General features: G+C 45.2%; 17 protein-coding genes. 16 read left to right on the top strand and 1 reads right to left on the bottom strand.

What is annotated here, in order from left to right:
* Positions 1 to 106 precede the first annotated feature (106 nt).
* A complete protein-coding gene (locus MHB85_RS21980) occupies positions 107 to 343 on the bottom strand; it encodes a DUF2626 domain-containing protein (RefSeq protein ID WP_076332330.1) in 237 nt (78 codons plus the stop codon).
* 315 nt (positions 344 to 658) lie between these two features.
* Here MHB85_RS21980 and MHB85_RS21975 point away from each other — a divergent pair, with 315 nt between their 5' ends.
* The 16 genes from MHB85_RS21975 (at position 659) to MHB85_RS21900 (ending at position 21,168) form a co-directional block, all read left to right on the top strand.
* Positions 659 to 1,309: an RsfA family transcriptional regulator gene (locus MHB85_RS21975; protein ID WP_076211575.1), complete on the top strand. Its 651-nt coding sequence runs from the start codon at positions 659 to 661 to the stop codon at positions 1,307 to 1,309.
* A gap of 150 nt (positions 1,310 to 1,459) precedes the next feature.
* Complete coding sequence (locus MHB85_RS21970; RefSeq protein WP_192134191.1) at positions 1,460 to 2,419, top strand: ketopantoate reductase family protein; 960 nt, start codon at positions 1,460 to 1,462, stop codon at positions 2,417 to 2,419.
* Entirely contained in the window at positions 2,419 to 2,793 is a 375-nt protein-coding gene (locus MHB85_RS21965) for a DUF3397 domain-containing protein (RefSeq protein ID WP_192134189.1), read from the top strand. Before MHB85_RS21970 ends, MHB85_RS21965 begins: the two co-directional genes overlap by 1 nt.
* 153 nt (positions 2,794 to 2,946) lie before the next feature.
* Complete coding sequence (locus MHB85_RS21960) at positions 2,947 to 4,644, top strand: peptide ABC transporter substrate-binding protein (protein WP_076211569.1); 1,698 nt, start codon at positions 2,947 to 2,949, stop codon at positions 4,642 to 4,644.
* Between the two features lie 189 nt (positions 4,645 to 4,833).
* Positions 4,834 to 5,766, top strand: a complete 933-nt coding sequence (locus tag MHB85_RS21955) for an ABC transporter permease (protein ID WP_036614893.1) — start codon at positions 4,834 to 4,836, stop codon at positions 5,764 to 5,766.
* Between the two features lie 47 nt (positions 5,767 to 5,813).
* Positions 5,814 to 6,695: an ABC transporter permease gene (locus MHB85_RS21950; protein WP_370511422.1), complete on the top strand. Its 882-nt coding sequence runs from the start codon at positions 5,814 to 5,816 to the stop codon at positions 6,693 to 6,695.
* A 17-nt stretch (positions 6,696 to 6,712) separates the two neighbouring features.
* Positions 6,713 to 8,482 (top strand): ABC transporter ATP-binding protein, encoded by a 1,770-nt coding sequence (locus MHB85_RS21945; RefSeq protein WP_105599709.1) that lies wholly within the window; start codon positions 6,713 to 6,715, stop codon positions 8,480 to 8,482.
* Positions 8,483 to 8,639: 157 nt separating this feature from the next.
* Positions 8,640 to 10,271 (top strand): bacillithiol biosynthesis cysteine-adding enzyme BshC, encoded by a 1,632-nt coding sequence (gene bshC, locus MHB85_RS21940; protein ID WP_192134187.1) that lies wholly within the window; start codon positions 8,640 to 8,642, stop codon positions 10,269 to 10,271.
* Between the two features lie 44 nt (positions 10,272 to 10,315).
* Complete coding sequence (locus MHB85_RS21935) at positions 10,316 to 11,581, top strand: adenosylhomocysteinase (protein ID WP_091014053.1); 1,266 nt, start codon at positions 10,316 to 10,318, stop codon at positions 11,579 to 11,581.
* A 273-nt stretch (positions 11,582 to 11,854) separates the two neighbouring features.
* On the top strand, positions 11,855 to 12,292 hold the full coding sequence (gene mraZ, locus MHB85_RS21930; RefSeq protein WP_091014054.1) for a division/cell wall cluster transcriptional repressor MraZ: 438 nt from the start codon (positions 11,855 to 11,857) through the stop codon (positions 12,290 to 12,292).
* An 18-nt stretch (positions 12,293 to 12,310) separates the two neighbouring features.
* On the top strand, positions 12,311 to 13,261 hold the full coding sequence (gene rsmH / locus MHB85_RS21925; RefSeq protein WP_091014057.1) for a 16S rRNA (cytosine(1402)-N(4))-methyltransferase RsmH: 951 nt from the start codon (positions 12,311 to 12,313) through the stop codon (positions 13,259 to 13,261).
* 27 nt (positions 13,262 to 13,288) lie between these two features.
* A complete protein-coding gene (locus MHB85_RS21920) occupies positions 13,289 to 13,717 on the top strand; it encodes a hypothetical protein (RefSeq protein ID WP_036614881.1) in 429 nt (142 codons plus the stop codon).
* Between the two features lie 12 nt (positions 13,718 to 13,729).
* Positions 13,730 to 16,081, top strand: coding sequence for a penicillin-binding transpeptidase domain-containing protein (locus MHB85_RS21915; RefSeq protein ID WP_192134185.1), 2,352 nt, complete (start codon positions 13,730 to 13,732; stop codon positions 16,079 to 16,081).
* A 94-nt stretch (positions 16,082 to 16,175) separates the two neighbouring features.
* Positions 16,176 to 18,128 carry a stage V sporulation protein D gene (locus MHB85_RS21910; RefSeq protein ID WP_192134183.1) on the top strand — a complete coding sequence of 651 codons (1,953 nt, stop codon included), beginning with the start codon at positions 16,176 to 16,178 and terminating at the stop codon, positions 18,126 to 18,128.
* 140 nt (positions 18,129 to 18,268) lie between these two features.
* Positions 18,269 to 19,756 (top strand): UDP-N-acetylmuramoyl-L-alanyl-D-glutamate--2,6-diaminopimelate ligase, encoded by a 1,488-nt coding sequence (locus MHB85_RS21905; protein WP_341073695.1) that lies wholly within the window; start codon positions 18,269 to 18,271, stop codon positions 19,754 to 19,756.
* Positions 19,756 to 21,168 carry a UDP-N-acetylmuramoyl-tripeptide--D-alanyl-D-alanine ligase gene (locus tag MHB85_RS21900; protein WP_341074262.1) on the top strand — a complete coding sequence of 471 codons (1,413 nt, stop codon included), beginning with the start codon at positions 19,756 to 19,758 and terminating at the stop codon, positions 21,166 to 21,168. The genes MHB85_RS21905 and MHB85_RS21900 overlap by 1 nt, the downstream gene beginning before the upstream one ends.
* Positions 21,169 to 21,174: the final 6 nt, after the last annotated feature.

The following is a 21,174-nucleotide window of genomic DNA, read 5'->3' as shown; positions in this document are numbered from 1 at the left end:
GTGAATTATCCTTAGTGGTTACATAACACCATGAACAACCATTTAATCTGAACACAACAAAAAAGCAACCCGACAGATATCGGATTACTTTGATGCTGCAGGTGGATTATAGCGGCAAACCCATTTGGAATACGGTCCAGTAGCTGAACCCCGTGAATGTGACGATCATATAACCCCAGAAGAGCAATATGTACGTTCTTTCAGTAAATTTCAAGTATCCCAAAATGACAAAAAACGCAGTCTGCAGGAAAAAAAGCAAAGCCATTTCGACCAGATCTCCCGCAAAAGCCATCAGGCCAATCGCAAGCGTGAAGAACCCGAGTACCCGAAACATGCGTGCCACGGTAAATCCTCCTCTCCTAAGTACGTTCATAGATTGTCTACACAACATTATACCGGGAAAGGAAAAACGTGTAAACAAATTTGGATATGAAAGCGAATTCTTTTTTTTGCTCAAAGTAAGTATAGAGGGATATGTTTTACGTGAGTCACGTATGAGCAAGCCTGAATGTGGAAATACATTTTAGTATGAAATCAATTCTATGAACTCTATGAGAGGCATAAGAATGAATGAAGCAGCTTTTATACCTAATTCACATACCGGGCTTCCGGTAATGCGGACGGTTATTTTAGGATGTTGTTAGGAGGGTATTATAGCATGACTGCAGTGAGACAGGATGCTTGGAGTACAGAGGACGATTTGATATTGGCTGAGGTTACTTTGCGTCATATTCGGGAAGGCAGTACACAATTGGCCGCTTTTGAAGAGGTAGGCGAAAAAATAGGCAGAACATCTGCCGCATGCGGTTTTCGCTGGAACAGTTGTGTACGTAAAAAGTATGATTCTGCCATCAGTAACGCCAAGGCACAACGACAAAAACGAAGTTATCTCAGAAAGCAACCAGCTATGCTCGGACCGCAGGTTGCAGCATTGTCTACCCTGGACACTGAAGAACATCTGTACAAATCAGATGGGATTTCAGACGATTCATTATCGATGGATGCAGTAATCCGCTTCCTGCGACAATGGAAGGGAACCGTGCAGGAGAGCAATCGTCAACTCAAGATGCTGGAGAAGGAGCTTCGCGAGAAAGAAGATGAATTGCTTGAACTACGTCTTGAGAATGACCGTCTTTCCAAGGAAGTGAATGAAGTGCAGACGGATTACCGTGTGGTGAATGACGACTACAAAGCTTTGATTCAGATTATGGATCGGGCTCGCAGACTCGCATTCTTGTCCGAAGAAGAAGAGGAACTTAAGACACGTTTCAAGATGGATGCCAACGGAAATCTGGAACGAATTGAGTAACAAATTCAGACGTTTGATTTGTGAAAGTCAGGTATGAACCCGCCACACCTCCGTTACAAAACGGCAGGTATGACGGGTTTTTAGTTTGGTGTTTTTGTTCTATTATAGATAATAGAAGAGAAACTACTGAAGCGGAGAGGAGTGCATCATATGATCATTGACATCGTAGGAGCGGGGGCACTGGGTCTTTTGTATGGCGGGAAACTGCTGGCGTCAGGTAACCAGGTCAGATTTTGGACCAGAACAACAGCTCAGGCAGACCTCCTCAGCCATAATGGAGTAACCATTGTAGAACAAGACGAGGAGATACATATTCTACCGGATCAAATACAGGCGAAACCAATAAGTGAGCTGACTGACACATGGAAGAATACACCAGGAGAATGGTTACTGCTCATGGTTAAGCAGACAAGCATGGATGATTTCATTCATGAGATTAGTCCATTACAAGATCATGTGCTGAATATCGCTTGTTTTCAGAATGGGATGGGCCATCTGGCAAAACTTCAAGCAGCTTTGCCAAAGTCGCTTCTGTGTAGTGCAGTTACAACAGAAGGTGCGAAGCGTACACAAAGTCAGGTGACTCGTGCAGGTACAGGTGAAACCAGGCTGGGGAGGTACAACATACATATAGTAGCTTCTACCTCTATAGAGGAGAAGAGAACATTTACTCTGTCGGGATCGTTGCAGCAAGCAGGATTTGACTGTGCAGTGTCGAATGAAATCGATAAGCTGATATACAGGAAACTATTGATTAATTCAGTCATTAACCCGCTCACGGCAGTATGGCGAATCCCTAATGGAGAATTGATCGTTAAAGAAGAACGAAAGAGGCTAATGCGCCAGTTATATGATGAAGTATTGTTAATCTACTCTGCAAGTGGAATATGTTTGGATCAGGATATGTGGGATCAACTGATATCGGTCTGTCGTTCTACTGCCACGAATACTTCCTCCATGCTCGCAGATGTTCTCGCTGGACGTGGTACAGAAGTGAGGTCAATTAACGGTCATATTGTAAATATGGCGCAGAAGTTGGACCTTGTTGCACCTACACATGAAATACTGCTTCATCTGATTGAAGGAATGCAACCGGAAGGAGTGAATTAATGGGACTTTTTATTGTGTTGAGCATATTGCCCTTTTTTCCGTTCTTTCTTGTCTATTGGGGCATGTACGTATGGAAAAAAGACAAACGGAACGCCATGCGGATGGCAATGGATATAACTACTTTTTTTCTTGTTTTTTCAGTATCGGCGTTATTCAACTTAACATTTGATTCGAGTTTTGGTTTTTATCTGACATTATTACTCATACTACTAGCACTTGGATTTATCGGAGGTGCGCAAAATCGACTAAAGGGGAAGGTCGATGGGGGGAGAATGTTCCGGGCCGTATGGCGCATGGCCTTCATCATTATGAGTTTTGGGTATATTTTGTTTACTTTATTTGGATTATTTAGATACTTAATGAAACAGATGTAAGGTTACATAACGCAAAAGAGGCAAAAAATGTGTCGATTTTGTCGAATACTGAAAAAAACATTACTTTCTGAAAAAGTAATGTAGATTTTTTTGACCGGTGGTTGTATAATCTATAAACATATAAACCATATCAATTTAGGGGGAACGTGTTAGATGAAAAGGAAAAGTCTATTAGTCCTTTTGACGCTGATTTTGGCGTTCGGTACCGTACTTGCAGCGTGCGGATCGAAAAACGAAGGCACAGGTAACACCGATACTGGTTCTGCAAACGAAGGAAATGGTCTTGCTAAAGATCAAATTCTGAAAATCAACCTGTCAGCTGAACCTCCTACGTTGGACCCGGCTCAAGCAAAAGACAGCCAAACCAACACAGTTTTGAAATTCTTGTACGAAGGTCTTGTACGCATCGATGCTGATGGTAAAGAACAAGCAGGCGTAGCTAAAGACTGGACAATCTCCGAAGATGGTTTGAAATATGTTTTCAACCTGAACCCGGATGCTAAATGGAGCAACGGTGATGCAATCACTGCCGAAGACTTTGTTCGTTCTTGGGAACGTGCTTTGAAACCGGAAACAGCTTCTCCATATGCTTACCAATTGTACTACATCAAAGGTGCTGAAGGTTACAACCTCAGCAAAGATGAAACATACAAAGGTACTAAAGTCACAGATTTTTCACAAGTAGGCGTTAAAGCTACTGATGAGCACACATTGGAAGTAACGTTGGAAAACCCAACACCTTACTTCTTGGGTCTGACAGCATTCTACACGTACTACCCAGTACATGCATCTGCTGACACAAATGACAAATTCTTCACAGACTACAAAAACATGATTGTTAACGGACCATTTGTAATGGATCAATATTCTAAAGGTCAAAAAATTGTTGTGAAGAAAAACGATGGTTATCATGCAGCTGCCGATATTAAATTGGCTCAAATCGATATGTCTCTGACAAACAGCAGTGCTTCCGAGCTGCAAGCTTACAAATCAGGACAATTGGACTACACTGGTGCACCTAACGGTGAAATTCCATCCGACCAAATTCCTTCTGTAAAAGCGGAATTGCCGGACGAGTTCAAAGCTACTGGTATTGCAAGTACGTACTACTATCAGTTCAACGTAAACGAAGCACCATTTAACAACGTTAAAATCCGTAAAGCATTTGCAATGGCAATTCAACGTCAGCTGATTGTTGACAAAGTTACACAAGGTGGACAAATTCCAGCATTCGGCTTTGTACCTCCAGGTATCCGTGGTGAAAACGGCGAATTCCGTGATGAGCACAAAGACGATTACTTCACAGAAAATGTGGAAGAAGCTAAAGCATTGCTTGCTGAAGGTATGAAAGAAGAAGGTTACACAACATTGCCAGCTGTTACGTTGATCTACAACACTAGTGATGGTCACGCAAAAATCGCTTTGGCGGTTGCTGACATGTGGAAACAAAATCTTGGTGTTGATGTGAAAACAGAAAACCAAGAGTGGGGCGTATTCCTTGAGAACCGTCAAAACCAAAACTTCCAAGTAGCTCGTGCAGGTTGGTCTGCTGACTACAACGATCCATACAACTTCTTGGAAATGTGGACTACTGGAAACACAAACAATGATTCCAAATTCAGCAACGAACAGTATGACAAAGATGTTAAAGAAACTGTAAAATCTGCTGATCCAGCTGCACGTATGGCTGCATTTGCTGACGCTGAGAAAATCCTGATTCAAGATGAAATGGGCGTTATGCCAATCTATTACTACACTAACGTATCTTTGACCAAGCCTTACCTGAAAGGCGTACAACTTGATTTCAGTGGAGCTATTGACTTCACGCGTGCATATCTGGAAGAGAAATAAGTTGTTCTGAAGTCTAATATGAATACTTCGGGATATATATGTGGAATTCCATATATATCCCGATTTTTTGTATGTGTACCGATTTTCCTTATAATTCTTGAAATTTCCGATAAATGGATTGGACTTTATTTCTGTCTAATTCTACAATCGATTTGTATACAAAATATTGTTTGTGGAGGTGTGCAAGGGTTGGTTAAGTATGTGTTGAAAAAACTATTATTTATGCTGCTATCGCTTTTCATACTCGCATCTGCAACCTTCTTCCTGATGAAGGCTATTCCGGGTGACCCTTTTACATCCGAGAAAAAAGTGTCGCCTGAAATTCGGGTCTTGCTGGAACAGAAGTATGGATTGGACAAACCGATGTATGAACAATACCTGAAGTATATGGGTGGAATCATTAAGGGAGATTTCGGAGTCTCAATGAAATATCTCAATCGAGATGTAGCCGGAATGATCGGTGAAACATTCACCGCTTCGCTGAAGCTTGGAGTATTTGCAATTGTTATCTCCATTATCGTGGGTGTTCTGCTGGGCCTTATTGCTGCAGTTTACCATCGTAAACTCATTGATGATATCACGATGATCCTGGCTGTCATAGGGATAGCTGTTCCGAGCTTCTTGCTTGCCTCACTATTGCAGTACCTCTTTGCTACTAAGTTAGGCTGGTTTAACGTTATGGGCTTTGATGGTCCATTGGATTATGTTCTTCCGGTTGCAGCGTTATCTGCATCTCCGATTGCTTTTATCGCTCGTTTGACGCGTTCAAGCATGCTTGAAGTATTACATGCAGATTATATCAAAACAGCTAAAGCCAAAGGTCTGAAATGGCCTGCAATTATGTTTAAACACGTTGTAAGAAACGGTATTCTACCAGTAGTAACTTATGTTGGTCCAATGACAGCGAATATCATCACAGGTTCCGTTGTAATTGAACAGATCTTTAACATCGGGGGAATTGGTAAAGTATTCGTAGAGAGTATCACAAACCGTGATTACACTATGATCATGGGGATTACGATTTTCTATGGTATCCTCCTGATGTTGGCTCGTTTCTTTACGGATATCGCTTACGTGCTGATTGATCCTAGAATTAAGCTGGAAAGCCGGAAGGGGGCATAACGTTGTCTGGCACGAATAATAAAAAGAATGAAACGGCGAACACGAACCTGACTAGTCAGGCAGCGGTTAAACCGCAAGAAAGTGTATCCCTTTTTAAAGATGCCATGTACAGACTTGCAACCAATAAGGCTGCTATGATCAGTCTGAGTGTATTGGTTCTTGTCGTGATTTTCTCTTTGATTGGTCCAACTTCTTTGTTTACAAGTTATAATTATTATTCCAATGATTTGTTGAATGCCAATGCAGCGCCGAGTGCGGAGCACTGGTTCGGTACGGACGAGCTTGGTCGTGACGTGTGGGTAAGAACTTGGGTAGGAGCACGTGTATCCCTTACTGTAGGTTTGGCCGCAGCCTTGATTGACCTTGTTATCGGGGTTATTTATGGAGCGATCATGGGTTTCTACGGTGGACGTGTAGATGGAATTATGAACAAGTTTTCCGAAATCCTTTACTCATTGCCGTACATGCTTGTTGTAATTTTGTTGCTGGTTGTACTGGAACCAAGTCTGACAACGATTATCATTGCCCTCACCATCACAGGCTGGATCAGCATGTCATGGATTGTGCGTGGTGAAATTATGCAACTCAAAAACAGAGACTTTATTCTTGCTGCAAGGTCCATGGGAGCAAGCACAGGGCGTCAATTGTTCCGTCATTTGCTACCCAATGCAATAGGACCCATTCTTGTAACATTGACATTGTCTATTCCAAATGCAATCTTTGCCGAAGCGTTCCTGAGCTTCCTTGGATTGGGTGTATCAGCACCAAGATCTTCACTTGGTTCTATGATCAATGATGCACTTACAGGCTGGACGCTATTCCCGTGGCGGATGTGGTTCCCAGCAGGTCTGATGGTTCTTACAATGCTTGCATTTAACTTGCTCGGAGACGGTCTGCGCGACGCACTAGATCCGAAATTACGTAAATAGAAACAGGAGGTGGGATTATGGAGCCGATTTTAACTGTCAAAGACCTGAGTGTGTCGTTCTCAACACGTTCTGGTGAATTTGATGCCGTTAAACATGTGAGTTTTGAACTTGGCAAAGGAGAGACGCTGGGGATCGTAGGTGAATCGGGTAGTGGTAAGAGTGTTACCGCCCAAACCATCATGAAATTGATTCCCTCCCCGCCTTCGAAGGTCAAAAGCGGAGAAATTACTTTTCACGGGCAAGACCTGCTGAATAAGACAGACAAACAAATGGAAGCGATTCGTGGTAAAGATATCGGTATGATCTTCCAAGATCCAATGACTTCATTGAATCCTACCATTAAAGTTGGTAAACAAATTACTGAAGTATTGCGCAAGCATCAGAACATGTCCAAACAAGCGGCGAATAAAGCGGCTTTGGAGATGCTGGAACTTGTAGGTATTAAAAATGCGGCTATTCGCATGAATCATTATCCTCACCAATTCTCTGGTGGTATGCGTCAGCGTGCCATGATTGCGATCGCGCTTGCATGTCGTCCATCCCTTCTGATTGCGGATGAGCCGACAACTGCACTTGACGTTACAATTCAGGCTCAAATTCTGGATGTCATGAAAGACATGCAGCAAAAGCTGGGAACATCGATCATGCTGATCACGCATGACCTTGGTGTCGTAGCGGGTATGTGTGACCGTGTTGTTGTTATGAAGGAAGGCGAAGTTGTTGAAACAGGAACAACAGCTGAAATCTTTAGTAACCCTCAACATCCATACACCATTAAATTGCTGAATGCTCTGCCTCGTCTGGACGAGCCCAAAAAGGAAAAAGCAGCTCCGGCTGGTATTATCAAAGGCAGCAATAAGCCTCTGGTACAAGTGAAAAACTTGAAACAGTACTTTAATTTGGGTAAAGGTAACATTCTCAAAGCGGTCAATGACGTAAGCTTTGATATCTTTGAAGGTGAAACACTTGGCGTTGTAGGCGAGTCTGGCTGTGGTAAATCAACAACAGGTCGTACCATTCTGCGTCTTTATGAGCCAACTGGCGGAAATGTTAACTTCAACGGAACGGATATCTATAAGTTGTCCCCGCGCAAAATGAAAGAAATGCGTAAAGATATGCAGATGATCTTCCAAGATCCATATGCATCTCTTAACCCGCGTTTCAATGTTATGGATATTATCGGGGAGTCACTCGATATTCATGGCCTGGCTTCCAGCTCTAAAGAGCGCAAGAGACGAGTGGAGGAACTGCTTGATCTGGTAGGTTTGAATCCAAGTCATGCACTTCGTTATCCACATGAATTCTCCGGTGGTCAAAGACAACGGATCGGGATTGCGCGTGCACTTGCTGTAGACCCTAAATTCATCATCTGTGATGAGCCATTGTCTGCACTGGATGTATCCATTCAGGCGCAGGTCGTTAAATTGCTTGAAGAACTTCAGCAACGTCTCGGCTTGACATACCTGTTTATTGCGCATGACTTGTCAATGGTTAAACATATCAGTGACCGTGTAGCTGTAATGTACATGGGTAAAGTGGTTGAGCTCGCAGAAAGTGAAGAACTGTATGCGAACCCTGTCCACCCTTACACCAAAACATTGCTTTCCGCGATCCCTGTACCTGATCCGGAAGTGGAAGCGAACAAACGTCGCATCTTGCTGCCAGAAGAGCATATGAGCCCGATTCAGAATGGATCTGGCGGTCCTGCAAATGATCCGTACAACCTGGAAAATTCTCAATTGATTGAGGTTTCCAAAGGTCACTGGGTTGCAGAACCTTACGTATAATAGGAATATTAAAGCGATATGCTATTATTGATGTATTAAATGCCGCCGACTCGTTCGGCGGTTTTTTTCGTATTTTGATCACTTTCTTTTGACGAAGCGGCCTTGAATTCGGTACAATCAAGAAAGGCTCTTTGAAGCAGAATAGGAGGCAGACCTCATGAACGGTATTACCGAGGCACTCCGCAGCGGATCAAGACTTGCAGAAGATTATATCTGTTCAAGAGATGCTGCGCGTGGCCTTTACGAGTATGACATTCGCTGGGAATCAGGACTTCAGGCGCGTGCCGAGTGGGTGGACCAATCGGAAAACACACGTATTGATCGTCGTGATCTGGCAGAGTATTTACGTATATATAATAAGCGGGTGAACGACCATGGAGAGGTTCATGCGTCCATCACACGTCTTGCAGAACAAGATGCACTAGTGGTTACAGGAGGACAGCAGAGCGGTCTGTTGACCGGACCTCTGTTCGTCATATACAAAGCCGCCAGCGTAGTGGCAGCTGCGCGTGAAGCGGAAGAAAGACTTCAACGCCCGGTAGTCCCAGTATTTTGGATTGCCGGTGAAGACCATGACTGGGATGAGGTTAACCACACTTATCTACCTGATCATCAGGGAGACATGAAGAAGGTTAAGTTACAAGGACGATTCGCAGGAAGGGATTCTGTGAGTAATGTTCATGTGGATTCGCAGCAGTGGGTGAATGTACTCGAACAGGTGGAACATCTTTTACCTGATACGATACATAAACCAGGACTGATGAAATGCATCACAGAGATCCATCAATCCAGTTCAAATCTGAGTGATGCGTTTGCTCGCATGATATCTGCCTTGTTTGCCAGTAGTGGACTTGTTCTAATGGATGCATCGGATCCAGATTTACGCAGGTTGGAACAGCCCGTGTTTGAGCGGTTGATACGAAAAAATGAAGTGCTGCGCAGCGCATACACACAAGGTGCTTCGCTGGTACAACAAGCTGGTTATGCTATGCCTGCCGAAGTAGCGGAGGATGGAGCCAATTTGTTCTATATTCATGAAGGTACGCGTCTGCTCTTGTTGTTGAAGGACGGTCTATATAGTGATCGCAAAGGTTTGGTTTCTTTCACAGAGGAACGTTTGCTTCAGGAACTGGGAGAACATCCGGAGCGCTTCAGTAACAACGTATTGACACGACCATTAATGCAAGATTCCGTGTTGCCTGTAGCCGCTGTTATTTTGGGGCAAGGTGAAATTGCATATTGGGGTTTGACTCGGGAAGCATTCCGTCAGTTCGGCCTGCAAATGCCCATTTTGTTGCCGCGGTTGTCTTTCACCATTATGGAAGATGTTCATCACAAACATATGAAACAATATGGACTTTCTTTTCAGGATGTTCAATATCATATGGAAGAAAAGAAGGAGCAGTGGCTCGCACAGCAGGAGACGTTCCAGGTAGATGAACAGTTTGACAAGGTTCAGGAGGCGTTTCTTGATCTGTATGGACCGTTGCTAGATGAGATTGCGGAGATTCATCCTGGGCTGGAACGAATTGGCGATACCAATTTGAGTAAAATCAACGAGCAAATGCAGTATCTGAAACAGCAGACTCACAAAGCTATCGAAGATAAACACCATGTGAGTCTAAGGCACTGGAACGGCATTCAAAACTCCTTATTCCCAACGGGCAAACCACAGGAACGAGTACATAATGCACTCTTTTACCTGAATCGTTATGGCACCGAGTGGATCGATGAACTGATTAAGGCCTCAAGTGAATTCCTTGGAGAGCACAAGGTTATTGCACTATAGAGTCCTTTATAATAGAAGAAACACATAAACAAGGAGGATATGAAATGACTACACCTGCGTTGCAAAACAGTATTGTTAAAGATATGGGACTCGCTTCAGAGGGTCATCTGAAAATAGACTGGGTAGAGGCACATATGCCGGTATTAAACCGCATTCGTCGCCAATTCGAACAGGATCTGCCTTTCAAAGGTTTGAAGGTCGCGATTTGTCTTCATCTGGAGGCAAAAACAGCTTACTTGGCAAAAGTGATCCAAGCGGGTGGGGCGGAAGTAACGATTACGCACAGTAACCCATTGTCTACGCAAGATGATGTCTGCGCAGCATTAGTGGAAGACGGTGTTACAGTATATGCGAAATACAATCCGGAACCTGCGGAATTCAAATCTTTGCAACTGCGTGCGCTTGAAGTGAAGCCTGATCTCATTATTGATGATGGCGGAGACTTTGCAACCATTATTGCATCCGAGCGCCCTGACCTCGCAGCAACAATTCGCGGCGGAGCAGAAGAAACGACAACGGGTATTATTCGTTTGAAAGCATTGGCGAAAGAAGGCCAATTGAAGTTTCCAATGGTTGCAGTTAATGACGCATACTGCAAGTATCTGTTCGATAATCGCTACGGTACAGGACAATCTGCATTCGACGGAATTATTCGTACAACCAACTTGGTTATCGCTGGTAAAAACGTAGTGGTTGCAGGTTATGGCTGGTGTGGTAAAGGTGTAGCGATGCGCGCCAAAGGTCTTGGTGCGAATGTGATCGTAACCGAGATCGATCCAATCAAAGCGGTAGAAGCACACATGGACGGGTTCCGGGTCATGACAATGGTGGAAGCCGCCAAATTGGGCGATTTCTTTATTGCGGTTACAGGCAATAAGGATGTTATCACAGGGGAGCATTACGATGTGATGAAGGATGGAGCGATCCTGAGTAATGCAGGTCACTTTGATGTTGAAGTGAATAAACCTGAACTGGCTAAACGTTCGGAATCGATTCGCACAGTTCGCCGCAACATTGAGGAATATCGTTTCAAAGACGGTCGTAAGATGTACCTTCTTGCAGAAGGTCGTCTTGTGAACCTGGGTGCAGCAGATGGTCACCCTGCCGAAATCATGGATACGACGTTTGCCTTGCAGGCACTTGGTCTGCGTTATGTAAGTGAGAATTATGAAAACTTGGGTAAAAACGTTGTTAATGTACCTTATGATATTGATCAGCAGGTTGCCAGCTATAAACTTGAAAGCCTGAATATTGGCATCGACTCCTTGTCAACTGAGCAAGTGAAATACCTGGATAGCTGGAAATTTTAAGCACTATCCAATAATTACAAGCTGATGAAATGATTCAATAGGTATAGAATGGTTTATTGATGATATGGCTCATGTGCGGGTAGACATACGATTGCCCGTTTACGGAAGCGTCTTTGATCCTGAGTGACAGGATCAAGGACGTTTTTTTTATGCTGAAAAAATAAAAAATCAAGTCATGCAAGAAGGGTTTTGATTTTTTTGTGCGAATCTATTATGCTTAGGTGGTGGAAAGTGGGGCAAAGTGGGAGAAACGGGTGAGGAGTGAGTGGGCCAATGTTTATGGGGGAGTTCCAACATAGCATTGATGATAAGGGTCGGGTTATCATTCCGGCTAAATTCCGCGAATCTCTGGGATCGTCTTTCGTTGTCACACGGGGTTTGGACCAGTGTCTTTTCGTGTACCCCATGGAGGAGTGGGGGGTCATGGAACAGAAGCTCAAAGCACTGCCATTGATGAAATCTGATGCACGTGCGTTTACCCGGTTTTTTTTCTCGGGTGCAACCGAATGTGAACTGGACAAACAGGGCAGGGTAAATCTGCCGGGCAATTTAAGAGAGTATGCCAAGCTGGACAAGGATTGTGTTGTTCTTGGCGTGTCGAACCGGGTGGAGATTTGGAGCAAAGGCATATGGGAGAGTTATTTCAATCAATCCGAAGAAGCATTCAACGACATTGCCGAAAAGCTGGTCGATTTTAATTTTGATTTATAAAGTCAGGAGGGGTGCAGGTTGTTTCACCACATAACCGTACTCAAAGAAGAGGCAACAGAGGGATTAAACATCAAGCAGGACGGTATATACGTGGACTGCACTTTAGGCGGTGGCGGACATAGCTCCGTGATTGCTTCCAAGCTTGGTCCAGGGGGACGTCTGATCGCACTTGATCAGGATGATTGGGCTTTGGACAATGCTCGTGAGAAGCTCGCAGCTTATGGAGAACGTGTAACATTGGTGAAAACCAATTTTCGGGATCTGGAACAGGTACTCAAGGATCTGGATGTACCAATGATGGATGGTGTGCCACAGGTCGACGGTATTTTGTACGACTTGGGTGTGTCATCTCCGCAATTTGATGAAGGAGAACGTGGATTCAGTTACAATCACGATGCTCCGCTCGATATGCGAATGGACCAGGATGCAATGCTGACGGCCAAAGAGATTGTGAATGAGTGGCCAGAAGAAGAGATTGCTCGAATTTTGTATCGCTATGGTGAAGAGAAGTTTTCGAGAAGAATTGCCCGTGTTATCGTCGGAAAACGAGCGCAGTCCACCATTGAGACGACAGGTGAACTCGTGGAATTGATCAAGGAAGGCATCCCGGCGGCAGCTCGACGTACTGGTGGACATCCTGCCAAACGCAGCTTCCAGGCACTACGCATTGCCGTCAACGATGAGTTGGGTGCGTTTGAGGAAGGTTTGCATCAGGCTGTTCGTTGTCTGGCACCAGGAGGACGTGTATCTGTTATCACCTTCCATTCCCTTGAGGATCGGATATGTAAACAGATTTTCAGCAGTTATCTGGAAAAATGTACATGCCCACCCGATTTTCCGTTGTGTGTATGCGGCGGCAAGGGGACCCTGCGTTTAGTTAACAGAAAACCGTTGATTCCAACGGAAACGGAATTGACCGAAAATTCACGTGCTCGTTCAGCCAAGCTGCGCGTAGCCGAGAAATTGTAGATCAAGAGTGGAGGAGAGAATCGGAGTATGGCATATACACGTGGTAATCTCGCTGTAAAAGAAAAAGCGTCCCAGGAACGTGTGACCCAGCAACGATACAAAGAAACCACCAAAGTGGTGACCCGTCGTACGGGTCTTCCGGCGCGCGAGAAGATTTTGTATCTGATTACCCTGGTTGCAGTTATCCTTGTTGGAGGAGCCTTGATGTCTCGTTATGCTCATATCTACGATCTGAACAAGCAGGCGCAGTCCACTATTTCGGATATCAAGGTGTATGAAAAGACGATCGCAGACCTGCAGGTGGAAAAAGAAACATTGAATAACCAGGTTATCGAAAATGCAAAACAACTTGGTTACGTTGAAGCTTCCGGTAAGGATGTCATTTATGTACCTCGCTCAACAAGTACGAAATCAACTGGTACTGAGTCGTCCTCGAATACAGCAAGCAGTAAGTAAAGAGGTGTTCCGATGATAAAAAGAATAAAGATGCGCACGTTGCTTATAGGGGGATGTATTACCCTCTTTTTTCTTGTACTCGTAACCCGAATCTTTTTCATTCAAGTTGTGAATGGCGGTGTATGGCAGGAACGGGCAGCCGGTTTGGTAGAGCGGGAACAGACGATTAAGGCTGCACGTGGAACGATTACGGATCGCAATGGTAACATTTTGGCTACTGACGCGCCTGCGTATACGGTTTCTGTTAATCCGTTATTAATTAATGAACTTGGAATTCAGGATGTTGTTACGGAGAAACTTTCTGCCCTTCTTGGGAAAAATGAGAGTGAGATGCGTGCTCTGGTCACTGCCAAAAATAAAGATGGAGTCTTCTATCAGCAACGTGAAGTACGCAGTGAAGGATATAAGATAAGTCCTGAACTTGCTGCACAAGTCAACGAGTTGCGTGAAGAACTGCAAGATGAATATAAGGCGCGTAATGCAATTGTGATGGCTCAGGAGTCGAAGCGTTTTTACCCTGAAGAAACACTTGCCTCTCACCTATTGGGATATATGAGCCGTGATGGGAAAGCTGTCAATGGACTTGAAGTCTCATATGATGAAGCACTGACTGGTACAGACGGATATCTGAATTATCAGAAGGATGCCAAAGGCATTAAACTTCCGGATTCACAGGATAACTATCTGCCACCTCAGAACGGTAAAAACCTTACGCTAACCATCGATGACACGATCCAGTTCTACATTGAGGATGCAATGAAAGAAGCCGTTGCCAAATATAATCCACTGAGTATGACGGTCATTGCAGCAGACCCGAGCACGATGGAGATTCTAGGCATGGCGAATTGGCCAACTTTTAACCCGAATTCGTATGGGAGTACACCTGATCAAAAGAATTTTATCAATCATGCTACTCAATCCATCTATGAGCCAGGTAGTACATTCAAAATAGTTACGCTGGCAGGGGCTGTAGAAGAAAAACTTTTCGATCCCAATGCAAGTTTCGAATCCAAACGCATGTATATCGGTGGTTTCCCAATTAGTGATAATGGACATGCCTATGGTTGGATATCTTATCTTGAAGGTGTCAAACGGTCAAGTAACATTGCCTTTGTTAACTTGGGTTATAACATGCTTGGTGGTGAACGTCTGCGTCATTACATAGACGAATTCGGTTTTGGTAAAAAGACAGGTATTGATCTACCGAATGAGTCAGCGTCACCGATCAAGCCACTTGTATACAAATCTGAGATTGCCACGGCAGCCTATGGGCATGGTCTTGTACAGGTAACACCAATTCAACAGGTCGCAGCCATCTCTGCGATCGCCAACGGCGGCAAATTGCTGGAGCCACATCTGGTGAAGGAGATCAAGAACCCGAATGATGGGACAACGGAAGTGATCAAACCTAAAGTTGTTCGTCAGGTGATTTCCAAGGAATCTTCCAAACTGGTGAGTGGTTATTTGGAACAAGTGGTTGCAGACCAAACGATTGGTACTGGTCGTAACGCCTATATTGAGGGTTACCGTGTAGCTGGTAAGACAGGTACGGCAAGAAAGGTTGTTAATGGAGCATACAGTAAGTCAAAAGACGTTGTATCGTTTATTGGATTCGCGCCCGTGAATAATCCGAAGATTGCTATACTTGTTGTCATTGACCAACCGGATGGAACCAACATTGGGGGAGGAACCGCAGCTGCACCGGTGTTCAAAAAGATTGTCAGCCAGACTCTTCAATATATGGGAATACCCAAAGATACAGCCAAAACTCCTGACAAAAAGTCAAAAGAAGTCTCTGTCGTGCAAGCCAAGGCACCTGACTTGAGTGGCAAGACAGCCAAACAGGCCAGAAGCCAGCTTCTAAGCGCAGGTATTGCTTATGTGACTCTTGGTCAAGGTGATAATGTAATTCGGCAGTATCCGGTTGCTGGCGCTTCTATGAATCCAGGACAACGAATCTATCTGCTAACGGAAGAAAGCAGCAAGATGAAGATTCCCGATCTAACAGGTGAATCTCTCCGTGATGCCCTTGAAGTACTTTCTCTCATGAAGGTGGGGGTTACGGTCAAGGGTGAGGGCTATGTCGTGAAGCAAACCGAGCAGGTCGCAGGTGAGCAGAGAACTGTGCAGTTGAACTTGCAAACTGCCAAAGCTGCAGTGACAGGTATAGCCGATGAGGCTCCGATCTCTTCTGATCCGTCGTCAGAAGCTGAAGTGGAGGAACAAGAGCCTTCGGGCGGAGAAGGTAAAACCGACGGAACAGACAAAACAGATAAAACAGATAAAACAGATAACAACAAGGCTCCTGCCAATGAATCCGAATCCTCTAATGATCCAGCCACAAACGGAGCTTCGCTTCCATAGGGAGCTCTGACAGCTTGTTCTAACCCCCGGTTGTCCTGAATATTCATGAATGGAACGAATGTCATGATTTTGGGACGAGTGGGGGGATCTTTTCGTGAAGGGATCAAGCGTAAATCTGCGGCGCAGGTTGCTATGGAGTTTAATGATTTTAGTTTTGTTATTTTCGGCCCTGATGATCAGGCTTGCTTATGTACAGCTCGGGGAAGGCCCTGAATTATCAGCAAAAGCAGAAGCATCCTGGCGGCGTAATATTCCTTACTCAGCCAAGCGGGGGGAGATCCTGGATCGAAATGGAACCTCTCTGGCCTATAATGTGACAACACCGACCATTATGGCCATTCCGGCTCAGGTTAAAGAAGCTGAAACGACAGCTAAAGCGCTGGCCCCATTGCTTGGGATGACGGATGAAAAAGTGCTCGCAACCATCAAGAAACGAGAACTCATTGTACGACTACAACCCGGCGGCCGCAAAATTACGATGGAGAAAGCTCAACGCATCCGTGATTTGAAGCTTCCGGGTATCGTTGTTGCTGAGGACAATAAACGTTTTTATCCTTATGATGATTTGGCTGCCCATATTCTTGGTTTTACGGGCATTGATAATCAGGGCTTAACGGGTGTCGAGAAGAAGTATGATGATAAGCTGAATGGTTTGAATGGCAGTGTGTCCTACTTGTCCGATGCGGCCGGAAGGCTAATGCCGGGCTCATCCGAGAAGTATGTGGAACCGAAGGACGGCCTTAACCTCAAGCTGACCATTGATAAATCCATTCAGTCCATCATGGAGAGAGAACTGGATCAGGCCATGGTGAAGTTTCAGGCGAACTCAGCATTGGCCATAGCGATGAATCCCAAAACGGGTGAAATCTTGGGGATGTCCAGCAGGCCGGGATACGAACCTGCCGATTATCAGCAATATCCAGCGGAGATATACAATCGCAATTTACCGATCTGGATGACCTACGAGCCGGGCTCCACATTTAAGATCATTACTTTGGCAGCAGCGCTTGAAGAGAAAAAGGTCAATCTGCAACAGGATCAATTTTTTGATCCCGGATATGTTGAGGTGGGTGGAGCCCGTCTGCGTTGCTGGAAAAAGGGCGGCCACGGAAGTCAGACCTTCTTACAAGTTGTGGAGAACTCATGTAACCCGGGCTTTGTGGCTTTGGGGCAGAGGCTGGGCAAAGAATCGCTCTTCTCCTATATTAAAGATTTTGGTTTCGGTACCAAGACAGGGATCGATCTCAGCGGAGAAGCCAGTGGAATTCTGTTCAAACTGTCCAGAGTGGGACCTGTCGAGCTTGCAACGACTGCTTTTGGTCAAGGTGTATCGGTAACGCCCATTCAGCAAGTAGCAGCTGTGTCAGCGGCCATCAATGGGGGTAAACTTTACAAGCCTTATGTTACGAAAGCGTGGGTCCATCCGGTCACAGGGGAAGTTATGGAAGAAGCCAAGCCAGAACTGGTTCGTCAGGTGATCTCGGAGAATACATCCAAACAAGTACGTGAAGCACTCGAGAGTGTTGTCGCAAAAGGTACCGGACGTCCGGCATTCATTGATGGATACCGGGTTGGTGGCAAAACAGGTACAGCCCAGAAGGTTATCAACGGACGTTATTCCTCGACTGAGCATATCGTATCCTTTATCGGATTTGCACCGGCAGATGACCCACAGATTGTGGTTTATACCGCAGTGGATAATCCCAAAGGAATTCAGTTCGGAGGTGTGGTTGCCGCCCCGATTGTGCAGAACATCCTTGAAGATGCTTTGCATTATATGAATGTACCTGTTCGGAAGGATCAGGTCGCCAAAGAATACAAGTATGGTGAAACCAAAATCGTGACAGTCCCAGACCTGACAGGAGCTACTGTTGAAGATCTGTACGAAGACCTGAACATGAATTTTATGCTGGCGAAGTCTGGCAGTGGTAAATACGTAATTAATCAGGCACCTAAGCCTGGGGCGAGGGTAGATCAGGGATCAACCATCCGCATTTATATGGGGAATGTACTGAACGATGCACATGATCACACAAAGGATGAATAACGGGGCTTAGGGGTAGTTTGAAGCTTCTAGCGCAACAAAATTCATCCAGGTGCGTTTCATTATTGGGTTGTATTGACGATATTAATAAATACAGACATATGTTAAAACAGAAGTATAATTGGAAAAGTGAGGTTATTCATGTGCTTTTAAAACAATTTGCATCGATGCTGACCACCGCCCGCCTCGTGGGCGAATCAAATACAGAATGCCAAAACCTTCAGACAGATTCCCGGCAGGTAAAACCGGGTGATCTGTTTATCTGTCTTCCGGGACATACGGTAGATGGTCATGATTATGCAGAAAAAGCTGTAAATGCAGGTGCAGTTGCATTGGTGGTTGAACGGCAGCTGGATCTGCCTGTACCACAATTGCTGGTGAAAGACAGCCGATTTGCGATGGCTGTTCTGGCAGATTTCTTTTTTGACTCGCCAAGCCAGAAGATGAATATGATTGGTGTAACGGGAACGAACGGCAAAACAACGACCACCTATTTAATTGAAAAAATCATGAGTGATTACGGGCGCAAGACGGGATTAATCGGTACCATTCAAATGCGGTATGACGGTCGCACCTACCCGATGTCAGGAACAACACCAGAGGCGCTTGATCTGCAGCGTAGTCTGCATGATATGGTTCAGAAGGGTACGGACTGCTGTGTTATGGAAGTTTCTTCTCACGCGTTGGAACAAGGGCGAGTAAAGGGAACGAATTTCCGCACTGCGGTATTCACTAACCTGACGCAGGATCATTTGGACTACCACCATTCCATGGAGGAATATCGCGGGGCCAAAGGATTGTTCTTTGCACGTCTGGGTAACGGTTATACGGAAGATGTCTCACAGCGTAAATTTGCTGTTATCAATGCAGATGACCCGGCAGCGGATTATTTCATCTCTGTGACTGCGGCTGAAGTGATTACATATGGCATGGGTGAAAAGGCGGATGTACGCGCATCCCAAATCTCAATCACGTCTCAGGGAACTTCTTTCCACGTGGATACATTTGCAGGCAGCACGGATATTCGCTTGCGCATGGTAGGCAAATTCAATGTGTACAATGCAATGGCAGCAATCTCTGCAGCGCTGGTGGAAGGTATTCCGCTGGAAGAGATCAAGCGCAGTCTGGAGACGGTTCCGGGCGTGGATGGACGTGTTGAAGGAGTGGACGAAGGACAGCCATTTGCTGTTATTGTCGATTATGCCCATACACCGGATGGACTGGAGAATGTGTTGCGGACGGTGAAAGAATTTGCCGAAGGGCGTGTAATCTGCGTGTTTGGCTGTGGTGGTGACAGGGACCGTACCAAACGTCCTCTCATGGGGAAAATTGCTGCGAATTATAGTGATTTTGTACTGGTTACTTCCGATAATCCACGGACAGAAGATCCGGATCTGATTCTCAAAGACATTGAACAGGGCCTGATTGAAGAATCCGTTCCTGCTGAACGTTATACGATGATTGTGGATCGACGCCAGGCGATTCATGCAGCTATTGAAATGGCAAGCCCAGCCGATGTAGTATTGATTGCGGGCAAGGGTCACGAGACCTATCAGATTATCGGCACAACCAAAACCGATTTTGATGACCGAATCATAGCCAAAGAAGCGATAAGGGGCAAATCCAATTGATAAAAAGAACATTGGCACAATTGGCCGAGATGTGTGGAGGAACATTAAGTGATGTTGCCGCTCATGGCAATGTAATGGTTGAAGGGGTGTTTACCGATTCGCGTAAACCTCTGGAAGGCAGTTTATTTATTCCGCTAGTGGGTGAAAGGTTTGACGGACACGAATTTGTGCAAGCCTGTCTAGAGAAGGGGGCTGCAGGCGCGATCTGGCAAAAGGATCATGGTATTCCGCCACAAGGAGCTGTCATTGTTGTTGACGACACACTTGTCGCACTGCAAGCACTCGCATCGGCTTATCTAACGGAGAATAAAGCAGCTGTAGTCGGCATCACAGGCAGCAACGGCAAGACAACAACAAAGGACATCGTAGATGCCATTCTCTCAACGACGTTCAAAGTGCATAAGACACAAGGCAACTTTAATAATCACATTGGTTTACCACTGACTGTACTAAGCATGGACCCGGATACCGAGATTATCATTTTGGAGATGGGTATGAGTGGTCGCGGGGAAATTAATGATTTGTCGGTTATTGCTCAGCCAGATGTAGCGATTATAACCAATATTGGTGAATCTCATCTGCTTCAGCTGGGGTCCAGATTGGAGATTGCCAGAGCCAAAGCCGAGATTGCCGCGGGATTGAAGCCTGGCGGGTTACTGATCTACAACGGAGACGAGCCTTTAATTGCACAAGTCCTTGAAGAGCCCGCAACGAAACAACCTGAGGGATTGCAGCGGTTTACATTTGGTCTGCAAACCGATAATGATGACTATCCTACCGGAATTATGAATGCGCAGAACGGCGTAGTTTTCACCACCAAACAGTCTGGAGAACATGCATTTACGCTACCTCTGCTGGGAACGCATAATGTCGTTAACTGTCTGGCTGCTTTGGCTGTAGCCCGTCATTTCAAAGTGACGACAGAGCAGATTGCAGCGGGATTGTCTCGCTTGAAACTGACAGGCATGCGTATTGAGGTTACTCAAGGCGTTAGTGGTCTAACCCTGCTGAATGATGCATACAATGCAAGTCCAACCTCCATGAAGGCCGCAATTGATGTACTAGAGGGTCTGAAAGGATACCGCATGAAAGTGGCTGTGCTTGGTGATATGCTTGAACTTGGACCTGAAGAACAGAATCTGCATCTTGGAATTGGTGAGTATATTACATCTGCCAAAATGGACATGGTGCTCGTATATGGTCACCTATCAGCACATATTGCTGAAGGAGCAAGAAAGCATATGCCGGCAGAGGCTGTGCATGCTTTTATAGATAAAGAAGAAATGACCCGTTATCTACTGGAGAAACTACATCCCAGAGACGTTGTCTTGTTCAAAGCTTCAAGAGGCATGAAGCTGGAGGACGTGGTCGAAGCACTACAAATAGCACCATTACAGAATCGAGTAGACTAGAGGGGT

The sequence above is a fragment of the Paenibacillus sp. FSL K6-4396 genome (assembly GCF_038002525.1).
GTDB lineage: Bacteria > Bacillota > Bacilli > Paenibacillales > Paenibacillaceae > Paenibacillus > Paenibacillus amylolyticus_B.
The sequence above is the reverse complement of the archived record's forward strand: the minus strand, read 5'-3'. Positions and strand labels throughout refer to the sequence as shown.